This window comes from Lacrimispora sphenoides JCM 1415, assembly GCF_900105615.1.
Taxonomy (GTDB): Bacteria; Bacillota; Clostridia; order Lachnospirales; family Lachnospiraceae; genus Lacrimispora; species Lacrimispora sphenoides.
In genome coordinates this window covers 1,613,763-1,629,347 of record NZ_LT630003.1, presented here as the reverse complement: position 1 = coordinate 1,629,347, position 15,585 = coordinate 1,613,763, and the positions used below count along the sequence as shown (strand labels likewise).

15 protein-coding genes are annotated in these 15,585 nt (G+C 43.5%); all 15 read right to left on the bottom strand.

Going from position 1 to position 15,585, the window contains the following annotated elements:
• Positions 1-3: 3 nt before the first annotated feature.
• The 15 genes from BMX69_RS07260 to hisB all read right to left on the bottom strand — a co-directional run bounded on the left by BMX69_RS07260 (position 4) and on the right by hisB (position 15,492).
• Positions 4-1,011 (bottom strand): dihydroxyacetone kinase subunit DhaK, encoded by a 1,008-nt coding sequence (locus tag BMX69_RS07260; RefSeq protein ID WP_100041981.1) that lies wholly within the window; start codon positions 1,009-1,011, stop codon positions 4-6.
• Between the two features lie 32 nt (positions 1,012-1,043).
• Positions 1,044-1,685, bottom strand: coding sequence for a histidine phosphatase family protein (locus tag BMX69_RS07255; protein WP_054791233.1), 642 nt, complete (start codon positions 1,683-1,685; stop codon positions 1,044-1,046).
• A gap of 14 nt (positions 1,686-1,699) precedes the next feature.
• Positions 1,700-2,371 (bottom strand): class II aldolase/adducin family protein, encoded by a 672-nt coding sequence (locus BMX69_RS07250; protein WP_054791234.1) that lies wholly within the window; start codon positions 2,369-2,371, stop codon positions 1,700-1,702.
• A 34-nt stretch (positions 2,372-2,405) separates the two neighbouring features.
• Complete coding sequence (locus tag BMX69_RS07245) at positions 2,406-4,448, bottom strand: BglG family transcription antiterminator (protein WP_100041980.1); 2,043 nt, start codon at positions 4,446-4,448, stop codon at positions 2,406-2,408.
• A gap of 1 nt (position 4,449) precedes the next feature.
• Positions 4,450-5,811: a PTS galactitol transporter subunit IIC gene (locus BMX69_RS07240; RefSeq protein ID WP_054791238.1), complete on the bottom strand. Its 1,362-nt coding sequence runs from the start codon at positions 5,809-5,811 to the stop codon at positions 4,450-4,452.
• 33 nt (positions 5,812-5,844) lie between these two features.
• Positions 5,845-6,144 carry a PTS sugar transporter subunit IIB gene (locus tag BMX69_RS07235; protein ID WP_025233041.1) on the bottom strand — a complete coding sequence of 100 codons (300 nt, stop codon included), beginning with the start codon at positions 6,142-6,144 and terminating at the stop codon, positions 5,845-5,847.
• A 34-nt stretch (positions 6,145-6,178) separates the two neighbouring features.
• Entirely contained in the window at positions 6,179-6,649 is a 471-nt protein-coding gene (locus BMX69_RS07230) for a PTS sugar transporter subunit IIA (RefSeq protein WP_100041979.1), read from the bottom strand.
• A gap of 586 nt (positions 6,650-7,235) precedes the next feature.
• Positions 7,236-8,309 carry a lactonase family protein gene (locus BMX69_RS07225; RefSeq protein WP_100041978.1) on the bottom strand — a complete coding sequence of 358 codons (1,074 nt, stop codon included), beginning with the start codon at positions 8,307-8,309 and terminating at the stop codon, positions 7,236-7,238.
• 176 nt (positions 8,310-8,485) lie between these two features.
• Positions 8,486-8,932: a DUF3788 family protein gene (locus tag BMX69_RS07220; RefSeq protein ID WP_100043790.1), complete on the bottom strand. Its 447-nt coding sequence runs from the start codon at positions 8,930-8,932 to the stop codon at positions 8,486-8,488.
• 461 nt (positions 8,933-9,393) lie between these two features.
• Positions 9,394-9,882: a MarR family winged helix-turn-helix transcriptional regulator gene (locus BMX69_RS07215; protein ID WP_054791239.1), complete on the bottom strand. Its 489-nt coding sequence runs from the start codon at positions 9,880-9,882 to the stop codon at positions 9,394-9,396.
• A 114-nt stretch (positions 9,883-9,996) separates the two neighbouring features.
• Complete coding sequence (pepT, locus tag BMX69_RS07210; protein ID WP_054791240.1) at positions 9,997-11,223, bottom strand: peptidase T; 1,227 nt, start codon at positions 11,221-11,223, stop codon at positions 9,997-9,999.
• Between the two features lie 26 nt (positions 11,224-11,249).
• Complete coding sequence (locus tag BMX69_RS07205; RefSeq protein WP_100041977.1) at positions 11,250-12,743, bottom strand: hypothetical protein; 1,494 nt, start codon at positions 12,741-12,743, stop codon at positions 11,250-11,252.
• Positions 12,744-12,865: 122 nt separating this feature from the next.
• Positions 12,866-14,152, bottom strand: coding sequence for a bifunctional phosphoribosyl-AMP cyclohydrolase/phosphoribosyl-ATP diphosphatase HisIE (hisIE, locus tag BMX69_RS07200; RefSeq protein WP_100041976.1), 1,287 nt, complete (start codon positions 14,150-14,152; stop codon positions 12,866-12,868).
• Complete coding sequence (gene hisA / locus BMX69_RS07195; RefSeq protein ID WP_100041975.1) at positions 14,152-14,892, bottom strand: 1-(5-phosphoribosyl)-5-[(5-phosphoribosylamino)methylideneamino]imidazole-4-carboxamide isomerase; 741 nt, start codon at positions 14,890-14,892, stop codon at positions 14,152-14,154. Before hisA ends, hisIE begins: the two co-directional genes overlap by 1 nt.
• Before the next feature lie 12 nt (positions 14,893-14,904).
• On the bottom strand, positions 14,905-15,492 hold the full coding sequence (hisB, locus tag BMX69_RS07190; protein WP_100041974.1) for an imidazoleglycerol-phosphate dehydratase HisB: 588 nt from the start codon (positions 15,490-15,492) through the stop codon (positions 14,905-14,907).
• Positions 15,493-15,585 lie beyond the last annotated feature (93 nt).

The following is a 15,585-nucleotide window of genomic DNA, read 5'->3' as shown; positions in this document are numbered from 1 at the left end:
TCCCTATTTATTAGAATTGGTATAGAACGGAGATTCTGCCGGAGCCTGTAGCAATTCCTTTAATTCCTGATCCAGTTTAAATATCGTTACAGAAAGGCCGGCCATTTCCATGGAAGTTGCATATTCTCCGATGTGTGGCATTACAATGCTGACTCCTGAATGGGAAAGGATCTGATGCACTTTTCTATACACAATCAGCTGTTCCTCCAAGGGGGTTCCTCCAAGACCATTGACCATAACGGATACTTCATCCCCGTCTTTCAAAGACATATCTTTCATAATCGTATTCACCAGTGTTTCCGCTATCTCGTCAGCGGTCATCATCTTCCTTACCTCAATACCTGCTTCTCCATGAATCCCCATTCCAATTTCAATCTCATCTTCCTCTATTGCAAAGGTCGGTTTTCCCGCCTTGGGAACGATGCAGGGAGACAGGGCAACCCCCATAGAACGGATGTTGTTTAAAGCTTTTGTGGTCACAGCCGCCACTTCTTCCAGATTCATCATGTTATCGGCAGCCGCCCCGGCTATTTTAAAAGCATATACCATGCCTGCAACACCCCGGCGCTTCTCTGCATTTTCCTGAGGAGAGCTGGCAACATCATCCTTTACAAGGACTGCTCTTGTTTTAATATCGTCAAATTCCACTTCCTCACAAGCCATGGTAAAATTAAAGCGGTCACCGTTATAATTTCCGTATAAACACAGCACTCCGTTTCCTCTATCACAGGCGCGGATCATGTCAGCCATTTTAGCTGCTGCCGGGGAGGCAAAGACTTCTCCTACTGCACAGCCGTCCATCAGTCCTTTTCCAACATATCCTAAAAATACCGGAAGATGGCCGCTTCCCCCGGCTGTTACCACGCCGACCTTTCCCTCCTTGGCCGGGTAATTGGATACAAGCACCTGAAAATCATTATGTAACAGCTTCACCTTATCACCGTATGCACAGATAATGCCTTCCATGGTATCCTGCACGAACGTGTCCGCACTATTGATAATCTTTTTCATATAATCCCTTTCTTTCTATGGTTTAAATCTACCTAATTTTCCTTTACTCCCCATGCACTGCGAAGCAGCTCCTGATATGGTTCCAAATGGGCATAATCATTAAACCGCTCCAATGTAAACTGCCCTTTTTCTTTCCGGTAATGAAGCTCGGTAATGCTCCCATTCTCAAATGTGACTCCCATGGTCCTCCACTTTGCCATATCCATACCAAGAATATGGCAGAGGACCGCGCGGATCCATACCCCATGGGTTGCTATGGCGATGCTGCCCTTATGCCGTCCGGCAACTTCTATCAGCTTGGGCATTGCCCTTCGTACCAGCTCTGTTGCAGATTCCCCTCCCGGATAGGGGATATCCTCCTTCATCTCGTCCTGCTTTGCTTTAAACTCCCGGAACCTACCTTCGATCTCTTCGCCATACAGTCCTTCCATATCGCCAAAGCACAGCTCCCGGAATTCCGGAATAATTTCATGGGGCACATTCCAGTATTGGTTTGCATAGTAAGCGGTTTCCTTAGCCCGAAGCATGTCACTGGAATAAACCATCTCGATGCCCCAATCCTTCATCCGCATTCCAGCCAGCTTAGCCTGGTGGATCCCTTCTTCTGAAAGAGACACATCCACATTGCATCGTTTATCACATTGCCTTCCATGCCGGATCAGATACAGCTTCAAAGATCATTTCCTCCTTATCTTACACTGGGAAACGAAATTTCTCTCGGATATTCCCACCTTTGCAGCTCCTCCTGAGCAAAACCTTCCGGCTCTATTCCCCCGCCTGCGGTCAATGCCAGATAATATAATTCTGCCAGTTCTTCAATATAAGATGCCTTTAAAAACGCTTCATAAACATCACGCTCATCCACTGCAACGGCTCCATGCTTTTCCAGCAAAAAGCAATCTGCCTCCAGGCAGCTTTCAATGACGCTGTCCGCCAGTCCGGTGGTTCCCGGACGTCCATAGGGGGCGACAGGGACACGGGCTTTTGTCAGGCCTAAGTTAGCTACTTCATACACAACTGCCGGAATCGGCTTGTTAAGTAAGGCAAATGCAGTGGCATAGGCAGAGTGTGTATGGGCGATAGCCGCCGCTTTTGATCTCTGCCGGTAGATCATAAGATGCATCAGGGATTCGCTGGTCGGTCTTAAACCGGACAAGTTTTCAATAACCCTGGCCTCCAGATCCATGACCACCATATCCCTTGGAGTCAGCAAGTCCCGGTCAACACTGGTTGGAGTAATGACCACATAACCCGTTTCTAAATCCCGTGCGCTGAAATTTCCTGACTTATGCTTACACAAACCATCTCTCTGAGCACGTTTTGCAATTTCACATACATCTTTTTTCAATGTTTCAAGCATTCTAATCTCCTCTTTTCTATTACATTTTTGCAGCCTATAGTAATTCCAAAATGTCATCTGCTGTCTTGGCCTCCTTCATGGAAGCCAGCTTCTTTTCATCCTCTAAAATATTGATTAACTGGTTTAACGCTGCCAAATGACTTTCATAATCCGGAGTTGCCAGCACAAAAATCACCTTTACCTCCATGTAATCATTTACCATTATGGTCTGAGGAAGCAAAAGCATGGAAAGTCCCACATCATATACCCCTGCATCGATTCCCGCATGAGCAATCATGACATGCTCTGTAATTAGCATGATCTGCTGATGTTCGATAATATTAGAGATAATCGTTTCAACATATTGGTACTTGATAATATTTTTATACAGCAGGGGTACTGCTGCAAATTCTATGGCTTCCTTCCAGCCCATGCGTTCCTTAATGATCCTGATGTTGGATCTTGTCAGCAATTCCCTTAAGTCCGGTTTCCTTTTCTCTATGGTTTCTCCTGCTTTCCGGTCAGACTGTACCATGTACGAATCAATTTCCATTCTCAGCTTCTGAAACACACTTTCGTTAGTATGCTTTTTTATGATTTGAAGGATTGTCTCTACCTGAGGAAAGATCTCCCCTGAACTTTTCAGGCTATCAAATACATTTTTACGAAGTTTCCTTCTTCTTTCCTTGTCCAGCAAAGGTTCGATCACAAACTGTTTTTTTGATGTTCTTAAGGATGTTGTCGTAAATACCAGGTCAAAGTCTTCCTCGTACTGATAGAATTGGCGCGCCGACATATAGTTTAAAAAGTCGATTTCCGGAAAGGTGTGCTTTAATGAGGTCAGAAGAAAGTGGGATACGGTAATGCCGTTCTGGCATACCACCACAGCCCTTGGGCGTCTGTCTGTTTTCTCTTCCTCATCCTCCCTGCTGGTCTGGGCAATAAAAATCAGGGTAATATAAACCAGTTCACTTTCCGGAAAAGACATTCCGATGATTTTTTCCAGAGGTGTCACGGACTTTTTCACCATATCATGTACTTCCTGATAAGCAGGAAGTACGTATTCAGAAATATCGGGACCGATATGAAAATTATATCTGATGCGGTACAGGGCAGGCAGGCTGTGGTTCATGAGCAAATGTAAGGTATTCTCTTTATTCTCAAAGCAAATGCAGGCGATCCGTTCGAAATTGTGGATGGTTTCCTCCACTGCCTGATAAACCTCTTCCTGCCCTGCAACAGCCTCCAAATGGGTGTTGATCTTCATGCTCTGGATATGGGCGGTAAAATACATGGTTTCCTGGATGCTGTTTACGCCCTCGGCAGACAGGCAGGATTTGATCACCATATACTCCTTTGTTCCTGCCACATGGCGGAAGGTTTCCGGAACCGTATCTAAAGCCATACCGTCCCGGATCCTCCTTAACACCAGGGTGAAAAAGCACCGGTTCACTTCAATCATTTCGTCCGTAAAACGGGTTTTCAATTCCCCTTCAATGGTTTCCGTCATATTCCGCATATGCTCCATCTGCTTTTGAGTGATCTTTCCGATCCGAAAAACCTCTGCCTGCTGCCCTCGTCCTGACAAAATATTTCGCAGTACCAGAAACAGCCGCTGCCTCAAATCATATTCCCGGCCTTCCAGCTGGTAGCCCTTTTCCCTGCTGTATATCAAGCGAATGCTTGAATCAGACAGTTCTTCCTTTAAGCGCTTTAAATCCGACAGCACCGTATTTTTGCTGGCCTTTAACTCAGCAATGAAATGCTGCAGCGACAGTTCCTGCTGTTTTGTAAGCAGCATCAACTGAATGATATCTCCCCGCTCTTCCTTAGTAAGCCAGACATCCTGATTCTCCTGTTCCAGCTGGGTGAAATCCAGCTGTTCTATGACCTCATTTGGGATGAGAATCCTCCCGTTATTTACTCGTTCCAAAATCGGCAGCTGCTGTTCCTCCAGATATTCATTAATTCTAGTAATCCCATACTCCAGTTGTTTTCTTGAGAGATGTAATTTTGCCTCCAGAGCCTTTCCCGTGACAGATGCACTATGATTAATAATTTCTTTCAAAATCAAGCAATTTCGTTGGCCGATTTTCATGTTATAATCTTTCCTTTGCCAGGTCTTCCTTCTTTTCCTGAATCAGGCTTCTCGAATAGAGTACAAAAGACACGATCCACAGAACCAGAATAATTAACGGAAGGAAATCTCCCTGCAGCGCCTTTACTGCGTGTGAAAATGCATACGTAAATATAGGGCCGTCAATGCTTGAGTTGGAAATCATCTGCCCAGGCGCAAGCTCCACAGCCTTTGTGGTATTTGTCAGCTCTGTCATAAAGGGGGCAAAGGCAGTACCCACCCATAAAAATACCGGTGTAAAAATGGTACATTGAATCAGCATGCGCAGGATGTTTCCCCTGCACACCAGGTATGCAGGCACTGCAATGGCAATGTTAATGATGCCGGCAAAAGGCAATATCTTATTGCCAGGAAGGATAAAGGACATAATAAGGGTCACAGGCACCGTCCAGATAACAGCCAGCCAAATCTCATTGGCCCCGCCAAGAAACGGCCAGTCTAAACCTACATACATCTCTCTGTCTGCAAATTTGCTTTGCATAAATTCCGAAACCGCGTTGGAGATCGGCTCCAAAGCCTGCATGAAGTATTTTGAGATCACCGGGAATAAAGTGAGGGCAGTGGCGCATTGTACTCCAAGAGTTAATATTCCTGCTATATCGTACCTTGCCAAAGCTCCGAAAATAATCCCTAAAAGGAAACCCAAAATATGATTTTCCGCAAAAATACCAAGCTTTTCTTTTAAGTCCTCTGCATTAAATGATTTGTTGAGCCCGGGAATCTTGCGGAGTATACAGTCTACAATATACATAGGTGCTGCAAGAAAAACCATCTTATGAGTACAGGTGACTCCCGGAATTCCGGAAAGCTTACTGATACGGTGCTGATGGAAATCAGCGGATTTCAGTTCAAAAACAACCTGAACTGCCGCAACGACAAACGCCACGATTACATTGCCGGTTATGTAGTATACTGCAACTGCCGTAAAGATTTTCCCCCATACATTCCATAGATCCGCATTAAAGGTATCCGTCTTGTTCATGGCCAGCATGATAATATTAATTACGATTAAAAGGGGAAACATCAAAAATGCATAAGGCCAGGACCAGGAAATCGTGGACATTGTGGTCCAGCCCCCATCGGTAATGGGAAGATCAATACCGGAAAACTCCAGCATGGCAGTTGCCGCCGGTGTGATCACACCGGTCATGTAGTTGATCAGCATGCTCATTCCCGAAAATGCCACACCAAGGGTAATGCCTGATGAAACAGCGTCTTTTACTTTCATTTTAACAATTAATCCGGCTATGATAATAATTACCGGTACAAATACAGCAGCCCCAAGCCCCAGAAAGAAATTTACAGTATTCGCTAACATCTGCATCCTCTTTACCTCCTTATTTTACAAACTCTAATTTTATAGATTCTTCTTTTTGTAATCAGCGATTGCTTTTAACAGTTTATCAAACTCCTGATCTTTCCCAATTCCTGTGAGAAATGCGATTCCATTGATCACAGGGATCGGGTATTCCTTGGCATTTTTAACTATGGTAATATAGGCTGCGCTGCCGTCCATATAACGGTCAACAGACTTTAAATCCACTGCCTCCACCAAAGCATCCACTTTCTTTTCCTTTAACATACGGTTTACCTTGCTTGCTACTGTCTGTGAAGTAGCCACACCGCTTCCGCAGGCTACAATAACTCTGATTCCCATGTTCTAAACCCTCCTCTGATTTCATATGGGATCCTTACGATTCCATACCCTTGATGCCGCAGACCAGCTCAAAGTATTCATCTGCTGTTTTGGCATTGTTTAAGCGCTCCATTAATTCCTCACTTTGAAAACTTTCCACTAATATCTGAAGCAGATCAATGTGTTCATCTGATTTTAAAAATCCCAGCATAAAAATAAATCTGACTTGATGGACTTCATCATTATTTGCCATTTCCCTCCATTCAACAGCTTCTTTCAGCCGAATAGGAGCAATAAACGGCCGGATGATCTGGCTGATATCTGTATGGGGAATGGCAACCGAATAAGGCTTAATGGGGAGTGCTGTGGGATAGCTTTCTTCCCTTACCTTTAGTGACTCCAGATAAGTTTCTTTTACAAATCCTTTTTTAAACAGAATGTCTGCCATCCGTCTAAACACTTCGGTCTGGTCCGCCGCTTCTAAGTCCAGCTGAACCAGATCCCGAAATAACATATCCTTTTTCAAATGTAACCTCCTTTAATGCTTATCATGTACCGGTAATAATCAAAGCAATTTGTTATGTGCAAATTATACCATTGGACCACCCCCTTAGCCACAAGCGTTGTGTACAATTATCAATTTCTCCATTGCGCAAAATTGGGCTCATGAAAAAAGCCCTACAAAGACCTCAAAAGCCCACCCCTTTGAAAATGGGGCAGGCTCTGCTGTTGGAACATTTCTTTTCCGAGTTAATGATATAGGTGTTTCCCTGTCTTCTCATTTATATTATTTTATATTTATTGACGGTTTTTCCGGATGACTTCAAAGATTTTAAGCTAGAGTATTTCCGGAAAGGGCACCTACTACTTATTTTATTATATCCTGCTATGTTATTAATAAAATACATCCTCTTATTGTAATGTAAAGTCTTGTCCTCAATTGACTCGTATTTGTTTCAACACTTATCGTTATGAGGATTAAGGTTATGTTCTGTAAAGTTGAAAAAAAGGTAAAAAAGTAGGCTTCAATAGATAAAATCTCCATTAAAACCTACTTTATATTCAAGATAGATCGTTACTGAACCAGATGGAAAATGTATCATTTCCACTAGTTACAGCTTGAAAAAACGGATGCATACTGGCGTTCCGGTATTCATTTGGTTTACCTGATTCATATGACCATTTTCTTTGATTTCAAATACTGTGATTGTATCACTGTCTTGATTGCCAACTAAAATATAGTTTCCAGTCGGGTCAATTGCAAAATTCCGAGGCGTTTTTCCACCGCAGAATTGTCTTTCTACGAATGTCAGATTACCATCCACTTCGATTTGATAGCATGCCAGACTATCATGTCCACGATTTGATGCATAGAGAAATTTTCCATCTGGAGTAATATGAAGATCAGAGCATGTATTATTCCCAGTAAAATCCGGCGGAAGTGTATTCACGGCATTCTGAAATTCCATCTTGCCGGCAACATATGTAAAATGCATTACCTGCGAACTAATTTCATTAATCAAATAAAAATGCTTCCCATCTTTTCCGAACTCTCCGTATCTGGGGCCGCTTCCTGCAGGTATACGAACCGAGGCGCTATCCTCAGAATATGCAACGCTTCCTTCATATCGATATGCTACAAGCTTATCGATTCCCAAATCAGCGACATAAAGCAATTCCTGATCCGGCGCAAAAATACAGCTATGGGCGTGGGGGCTTTCCTGACGTGACTGATAAATACTGCTGCCCTCATGTTTAGATAACTGGTAATCATTTTTTACATTTCCTTTTTCATCCATTGGATACAAAGTCACTGAGCCGCTGGAATAATTAGCTATAGCAACAAATTGTCCGTTTGGCCCAATTGCAATATGACACGGGTCTTCCCCATAAGTATTCCAGCTTCCTTCTATGCTCATATTGCCTTCCTCATCATAAGTGAGCTGGGTCATACCGCCGCCGGTCTTTCCCAAATATTCTTTCATCTCATTAACTGCATAAATCTTTTTATTTATCTCATCTACACATAGGAAAGAAGGATTTTTGACTGCAATTTCTTTTTTTATTTCTATTTTGCCGTCTTCAAACGTACAGAATGAAATTCCCTTTCCTTTTCCTTGAAATACCTCGCCTGTTCCAAATAAAATCGGTTCCGTGTAACTGCCTATAACAAAATATTGTTTCATAGTTCTTATTCCATCCTTTCTACTAGCTTTTAAAGTATGAAACCATATCAGTCAATCGGATATTCGCAATCCGCTTCACTACTTGATAGGTTAAATACGATCCTGAGGAGCCAGAGTCCAACTCATAGCTGCAAGGTATCGCTTTGATTATATATTGTCTATATTATTTATATCTTTTATTTTTCTTGTACAATACGAGGTTTCTTTCTTATTTCAACCAGCTTTATCGCATCATCTAAATCATCTTCCGAGAGTATCCTGACATGCACCCAGCCGCCATTGTTACCGCAAGGATAGCGGTTCTCCCAAAGGGACTGCGTTTTTGATGAAAGCGTAGATAGTACCTGATTGAGCAACTGCACTTCTTTATCGCCTATTTGCAAGGTAATTGTAATTGCATCTTTCTCAAAAAAAGTATAGCAGAGGTGCTTTGTTTTATGGGAGTATTTGTACCCCCAACCGTAATTATTGCCAAATGGAAAACGTATTTCACGTTTTAAATCATACCGTTTCTTTAATGCGTCTTCTAAGATCTGTAAGAATTTACAGCCGTTCAATCCGATGTGCTGTTCAATGTCGTTTATTTCCGGCTGAGCACTTTTATCCATCATTCTTTCATACATTTTCTTCACCAATCCCTCCAGCCATATTCAAAGCTTCTTAAATAATTACTCACATTCCTTTGCTATTTTCTCCCTGTCCAAAAACCATACCTACAAATATGTAAATTCAATCTTTCTTCCATAATATACCACTATTTTACCACATTAGTTATCATATATAAATGACATTCTCTGTTTTCCGGCCTCAACAATGAGCATCCAGGTTGGCGATGATATAGGATTGGAGATTCATGATGCCGTAAGATGTGAAGATGTACAAGCTGCAGGTGCTGATGTTGTCATTCCTATTACCCTACCGTTCTTCATCTCATGAACAATTAACCAATTTTTAGATAATTTCCTAGCCTGGTCTTATATATATGTAGAACCCTACATAATAGATTAAAAAATATATAGAACTCCATAAACACCGAAGATAATAGCAAGCAACATCTTCGTTTTCTACCACTCAATGTGCCTGCTTACCCCTTCCCTGCATCTACCGGTATTGTATTTCCTGAATGCTTATTCCTCGAAAGGTTATCATGAGCTTTTTGGAGTAACATCAGAAATTGTTCCTGCTCTGCAGGCGTCATACCGCTATGCAGCTGCTGTTCTGTGCTTTTAAATATGTCACGCAGTGCTTCTAAAACCTTATCACCTTTTTCAGTAACTTTGATATTCATTGCACGGCCATCATCTTCACGGCTATAGCGAATTATAAAACCATTCTTCTCTAAGCCATTTAGTAAACTGGTCACAGAGGGGCCTTTAAGCTGCATCATATCCTCCAAAAACTTGCGGCTGATATTAGCTCCATCGTAAAGACTACTGCTGATTCCACCTAACAGCCGGGCCTGCTGGTTCGTTATGCCAAATTCCTCTAACTTTTGATCGTTCATATAGCGCAAAGACAGCGCAATACTCTGGATATAAAAATCAGCACTTGGTTTACTTAAAGTTGAAAGCATAAAATCACCTCCAAAAATCAAAGTAGAATTCTACCAATGGTATATGAGTAGAATTCTACTTTATCAATAGCTGCTTTTTTAATCTGAATTGCAGAGTACTATTCCCTCTGCATATTATCTTTCTGCAAACTTCTCTACGATTTTAAGAAGCAATTCTACCACTTTCTCCATGGACTGAACAGGAATGAACTCAAACTTTCCATGGTAGTTGTAGCCTCCGGTGCACAGGTTTGGACAAGGAAGCCCTTCATAAGACAAACGGGCTCCGTCCGTACCTCCGCGGATGGGAGTTACCAGAGGTTCTATTCCGATTTCCTCCATGGAAGTCTTTGCTATATCGATCAGGTACATGTGAGGCTGGATCTTTTCCTTCATGTTATAGTAACTGTCCTTTAAAGTAAGTTCCACGGTTCCTGCATAATAGCGGCTGTTGAGATATTCCGCCACCCTCTCCATAAATATCTTTTTCTCTTCAAATCTTTCTTTGTTATGATCCCTGATAATATAATCCATACGGGCTTCTTCCACCGTTCCGCTCATAGAATCCAAATGGAAAAACCCCTCATATCCTTCCGTATACATAGGATTTTCAGCAGCTGGAAGCATGTTGTGGAACTCCATAGCCATAAGCAGGGCATTCCTCATTCTTCCCTTGGAAGATCCTGGGTGGATACTGGAGCCGTGCACCCGGACCTTTGCGGAAGCTGCATTGAAATTCTCATACTCCAGCTCTCCTAAGCCACCGCCGTCTACGGTATAAGCCACATCTGCGCCAAAGCCCTTTACATCAAAGAAATCTGCGCCTCTTCCAACCTCTTCATCCGGTGTAAAGCCAATGCGGATGGTTCCATGGGGAATCTCCGGATGGGATAAAAGATACTCCGCCATAGCCATGATCTCGGCAACTCCGGCTTTGTCATCCGCACCCAACAGGGTGGTTCCATCCGTTGTAATGATATCCTGTCCCTTGTACTTTAATAGATCCGGAAAATCGCTTGCTTTCATGACCAGTCCGGTTTCTTTATTCATCAGAATATCACTGCCGTCATAATTTTTCACGATCTGCGGCTTCACTCCCGTTCCGGAATATGAAGGAGCGGTATCCATATGGGCAATAAAGCCAAGCACCGGAACAGGCTTTTCCATGGTGGCAGGTATGGTAGCATAAACGTAGCTATGCTCATCCACCATCACATGCTCCGCCTTCATGGCCTGAAGCTGGGCTGCCAGTTCTCTGGCTAATACCCGCTGCTTTTCCGTACTTGGAACTGATTCCATATCCTCCTTCGACTGCGTGTCAAAGGATATATACTTTAAAAAATTTTCTAATACTTGTGACATAATCAAATCGCCTCTTTTTCTAAAATTTATTTTTCCATATTTAAAATGGCTTTTATAGCTCCTGCCGCGGACCATATGGACAGACCATAGCCAATGGCAAGGTCAATGATGAATCCTCTCCACATATCCATATCGGACATCAGTTTTCCAAAGTTGGAGAAAACATAGGTTAAGGTTTCAAAGCTGGCTTCATACTGGAAGTATCCCCTTGTCATGGATACTGCATAATCCAGAAGATTGGCTCCGGTGATCATTCCGGCTGTTATGATAAGACAAATGACGGCCCCCTTTTTATCCAGCGAACCTCCAAGCTTCTGATAGCCGCTTAAGGCGAGCTTCAGCATAACAAATCCGGCTATTCCGGCAACAAATCCCACCTGACCGATGAGCACCCAAAGTCCCACTCCTATAAGAGAGGCAAACAGCGCCCCGATTACGCCAAAGAAAGGATTGGAAGGCTTTTGCTCAAGGGAGGCGGATACCTGAAGAATCGCTTCTGGATCCACATTTTCAGGATACTTGTGGGATTCCCCGGTCAGAATATTTTCCGGTAAATCCTCTTTTTTATCCTCAATTTTCCTTTTCACCTGGTTGATGAGTTCCTGGAATCCATCTTTGTTCTTTCTTCCCCCCATAGCAAGGGTATGGTATTTCTGATCCTTCGTTTCAACCATAAGCCTTTTTCCAGTTGCATAGGAGGTATCATAAATCCGCACAACAGCCTCATATGGGATGATATCAAATCCTTCTGCATTGGCAATGATATAATCATTGGTCAGGTAAAGCTGTTCTTTTTCATAGGAGGAGGTACTGGCCCCATTAAGCTGTCTGTCTAATGCAAGCAGTCTTTCTCCCGTCCATGCCTTTAAGGTTGTACGGCTTATCTTAAACCTCCGGCTGTTAAGCTTCCATACCAAAAGCAGAGTCCCTGCCAGGGCGGCCAGAAATCCGTATGAAAAAATCAGAGAAATTGTTTCCGAAGCATTGGAGGCCGGCTTTCTGGTGGTATCCAGATAGTATTCTCCGAAATAATCCGAAAAATTATCCTCCGTTACAAGTTTCTCTCCCCACATCTCATTGTAGCTTTCCATGGCATACTCCCGGATATCAGCCTCAATGTGCGACGACATTCCGTAAAATACCGCTGGTTCCGGTGCTTCCCCGGACTCATCGTACAAATAGGATTGAATCTGTAAATATTCCTCCGGCAGGTCCCCATGGACCTGTACAATATAAGGAAGCAGGTTTTCATCGTAAGCAAAGTAATAATGATTGGTTTCTTTAAAATCCGACGCAAACTCCCATGTCATCATATGGGCCTTTAAGCTGCTGTAAATATCTGCGCCATCATATACATGAAACTCCATCGGTTCCACACCAGGCTTCGTATTTCCCAAAAGCTTCATGCCCATTCCTGCACCAAAAAAGGAAACGGCGGTGATATACAGGAAAATAACCGGTAACACCCAGTTGTAAATCCGTGTCATCCGTTTCATCCTGCCAGACATCTGTTCTTTCATACCCATAGCCTCCCATAATTTCCATTTTTTTATTATACCATGGAACAATCAGGCTGTCCATGGCTCTATGTACACAAAAAACACCGGAAAAGCAAGCAGCCTTCCCAGCGTTTTTATAAAGTTTATCGATTGGACAGTTCTCTGGTAATATCTTCCCAGGATACTCCTTTATAAGCCATGAGCACCATCATATGATAAAGAAAATCTGAAATTTCGTATTTTACTTCCTCCGGATTTGGATTTTTAGCTGCTATAACAATTTCCGTTGACTCTTCTCCCAGCTTTTTTAATATCTTGTCAAGACCTTTGTCAAATAAATAATTGGTATAGGAACCTTCCTTTGGATTTGTCTTTCTGTCAAGGATTACATTAAATACCTCTTCAAATACCTTTAAGGGATTGCTCTCCTGATACTCTTTTTTTACCAGATTCTGATAAAAGCAGCTTCTCGCCCCTGTATGGCAGGCAGCACCGATCTGGTTCACTTTTGCTAACAGCGTATCATTGTCGCAATCTATGTCCAGGGACTTCACATACTGAAAGTGGCCGGAGGTTTCTCCCTTCCGCCAGAGGTTTTTACGGCTTCTGCTGTAATAGGTCATGCATCCTGTCTTTAGCGTTTCGTGAAAGGCCTCTTCGTTCATATAGGCCAGCATGAGCACTTCTCCTGTCCTGTAATCCTGGGTGATTACTGGAATGAGGCCATCATCGCCCAGCTTAAACTGGTCAAAGCTTACCGGGCTTTCAAAGGTATCTACTCCGATTCCAAGGGCTTTTAAATCCTGCTTCAAATCCATGCAGTTCACTTCCCCGTCAAAGCTTCCCACCATGCCTTCCACATTTTCCACTCCAAGGGCATAAGCAAAGAGATCTGCATCTTCCCCGCAGCTGGTGATCAAAAAGGCCTCTTCACAGGCTGAAACAGCCTGGAGTTTTTCTTCTGTGACTTTATCCCCCAGAATCATGACGGAAGCACCCAACTGGGCGTATTCCTTAGTCCGCTCCAAATACGAACAGTCCGGAAGATAAGCATAAATCTTATCATCTCCGAACCTGTCTGCCGCCTCTTTCATCAAATCCACATTTTCATCAAGGCTTACGTCAAGAAATGCTGCTTTTGCTCCTGCGTAAAGGTATTTCTTCACATCTTCCAGCCGCCTGACTCTTCCCCCTAAAATCACAGGAATATCTGACAGCCTTGCAATTTCCTTCATAAGGCCGATTGTACGTTCATGATCTTCCTCTGATTCAGACAGATCATGTAGAAAGAGCTCATCTGCTCCGCTGTCACCGAAAAAACATGCCAGCGTCAAAAGATTTTCTCCATAGCACGCCTTTTGATCATCAAGCCTTACTGCCTTCCCCTCCCGGATTCCAAAACCTGCAATTAGTTTTTTATACTCCATCATCATATCCTCCCCTGATGATCCTGCTTTTCAAAGGCTTCAATGGCTTCCTTTAAATCGATCCGCTTTTCATACAACGCCTTCCCTATGATGGCACCGCGGACACCTGCATGATAAAGCTGCCTTAAATCTTCCATGGAAGACATTCCGCCGGACGCAATGATATCCATTCCGGTTTCTTCCGTCAGCTTTTTCGTATACTCCACATTGGGGCCTGTCAGCATCCCATCCCTGGATATATCGGTATAAACGATATGGCGGACACCATATTCTTTCATCCTGTTGCAAAGCTCTGATGCGGTGATTCCGCTGATCTTTTCCCAGCCTTCCACCGCTACCATACCATCCTTAGCGTCAACGCCTGCCACAATACGGTCCTGCCCGAACTTTTTCACCATATCCCGGATAAATTCCGGATTCTCGACGGCCTTCGTCCCGATGATTACCCTGGCTGCTCCCAGAGAAAGCATGGATTCGATTGCCTCTTCGCTTCGGATGCCGCCGCCTATTTCGATTGGCACGGAAACGGTATCCGCTATTTTTTTGATTACCTTTTCATTAACAGAACGACCGGCCAAAGCCCCATCTAAATCTACCAAATGAAGAAATGTGGCGCCCTGGGACTGCCAGAGGGCAGCTACCTCCTCCGGCTTTTGGGAATATACGGTGATCTCCTTAAATTCTCCCTGTTTTAAACGGACGCACTGCCCGTCTTTTAAGTCAATTGCTGGATAAAGCTGCATATGGATTCTCCTTTATAATGTTCCCTTTGTAGACAGTACCCCTGTGATTCTTGGATCAGGGGATGTTGCCTCATCCAAGGCCTTTGCAAATGCTTTGAAGGCTCCCTCGATCACATGGTGGTTATTCTCTCCTGCCATTTTTCTGATATGCAGGTTCATTTCAGTAGCATATGAAACAGCATAGAAAAATTCCTTCAGCATTTCTGTCTCAAATTCCCCCACCCGTTCGCTGGTAAGCAAAACATCGTAGCCTAAATACGGCCTGCCGGATAGGTCAATGGCGCAGAGGACCAAGGTTTCATCCATAGGAAGGATCATGCTGCCGTAACGCCTGATGGATTTTTTATCACCAAGGGCCTGTTTGATGGCAGTTCCCAGTACAATGCCCGTATCTTCAACAGTATGGTGGGTATCTACCTCAAGATCTCCTTTTACCGACAAGGTTAAGTCAAAAAAGCCATGACGGGCAAAGCTGTTTAACATGTGATCAAAAAATCCAATCCCCGTATGGATGTCAGCTTTTCCGCTGCCGTCTATATCAAGGGTCAGCCGGATATCTGTCTCACGGGTTACACGGGAAATCTCTGCACTTCGTCCCATTTTGTTTAACCTTCTTTCATGTTTATAATTAGGTGACTCCGCAGTGGCGCTCGTAAAACCTGCGGTTTTACGAGCTCACGGGCATTCGCCCTA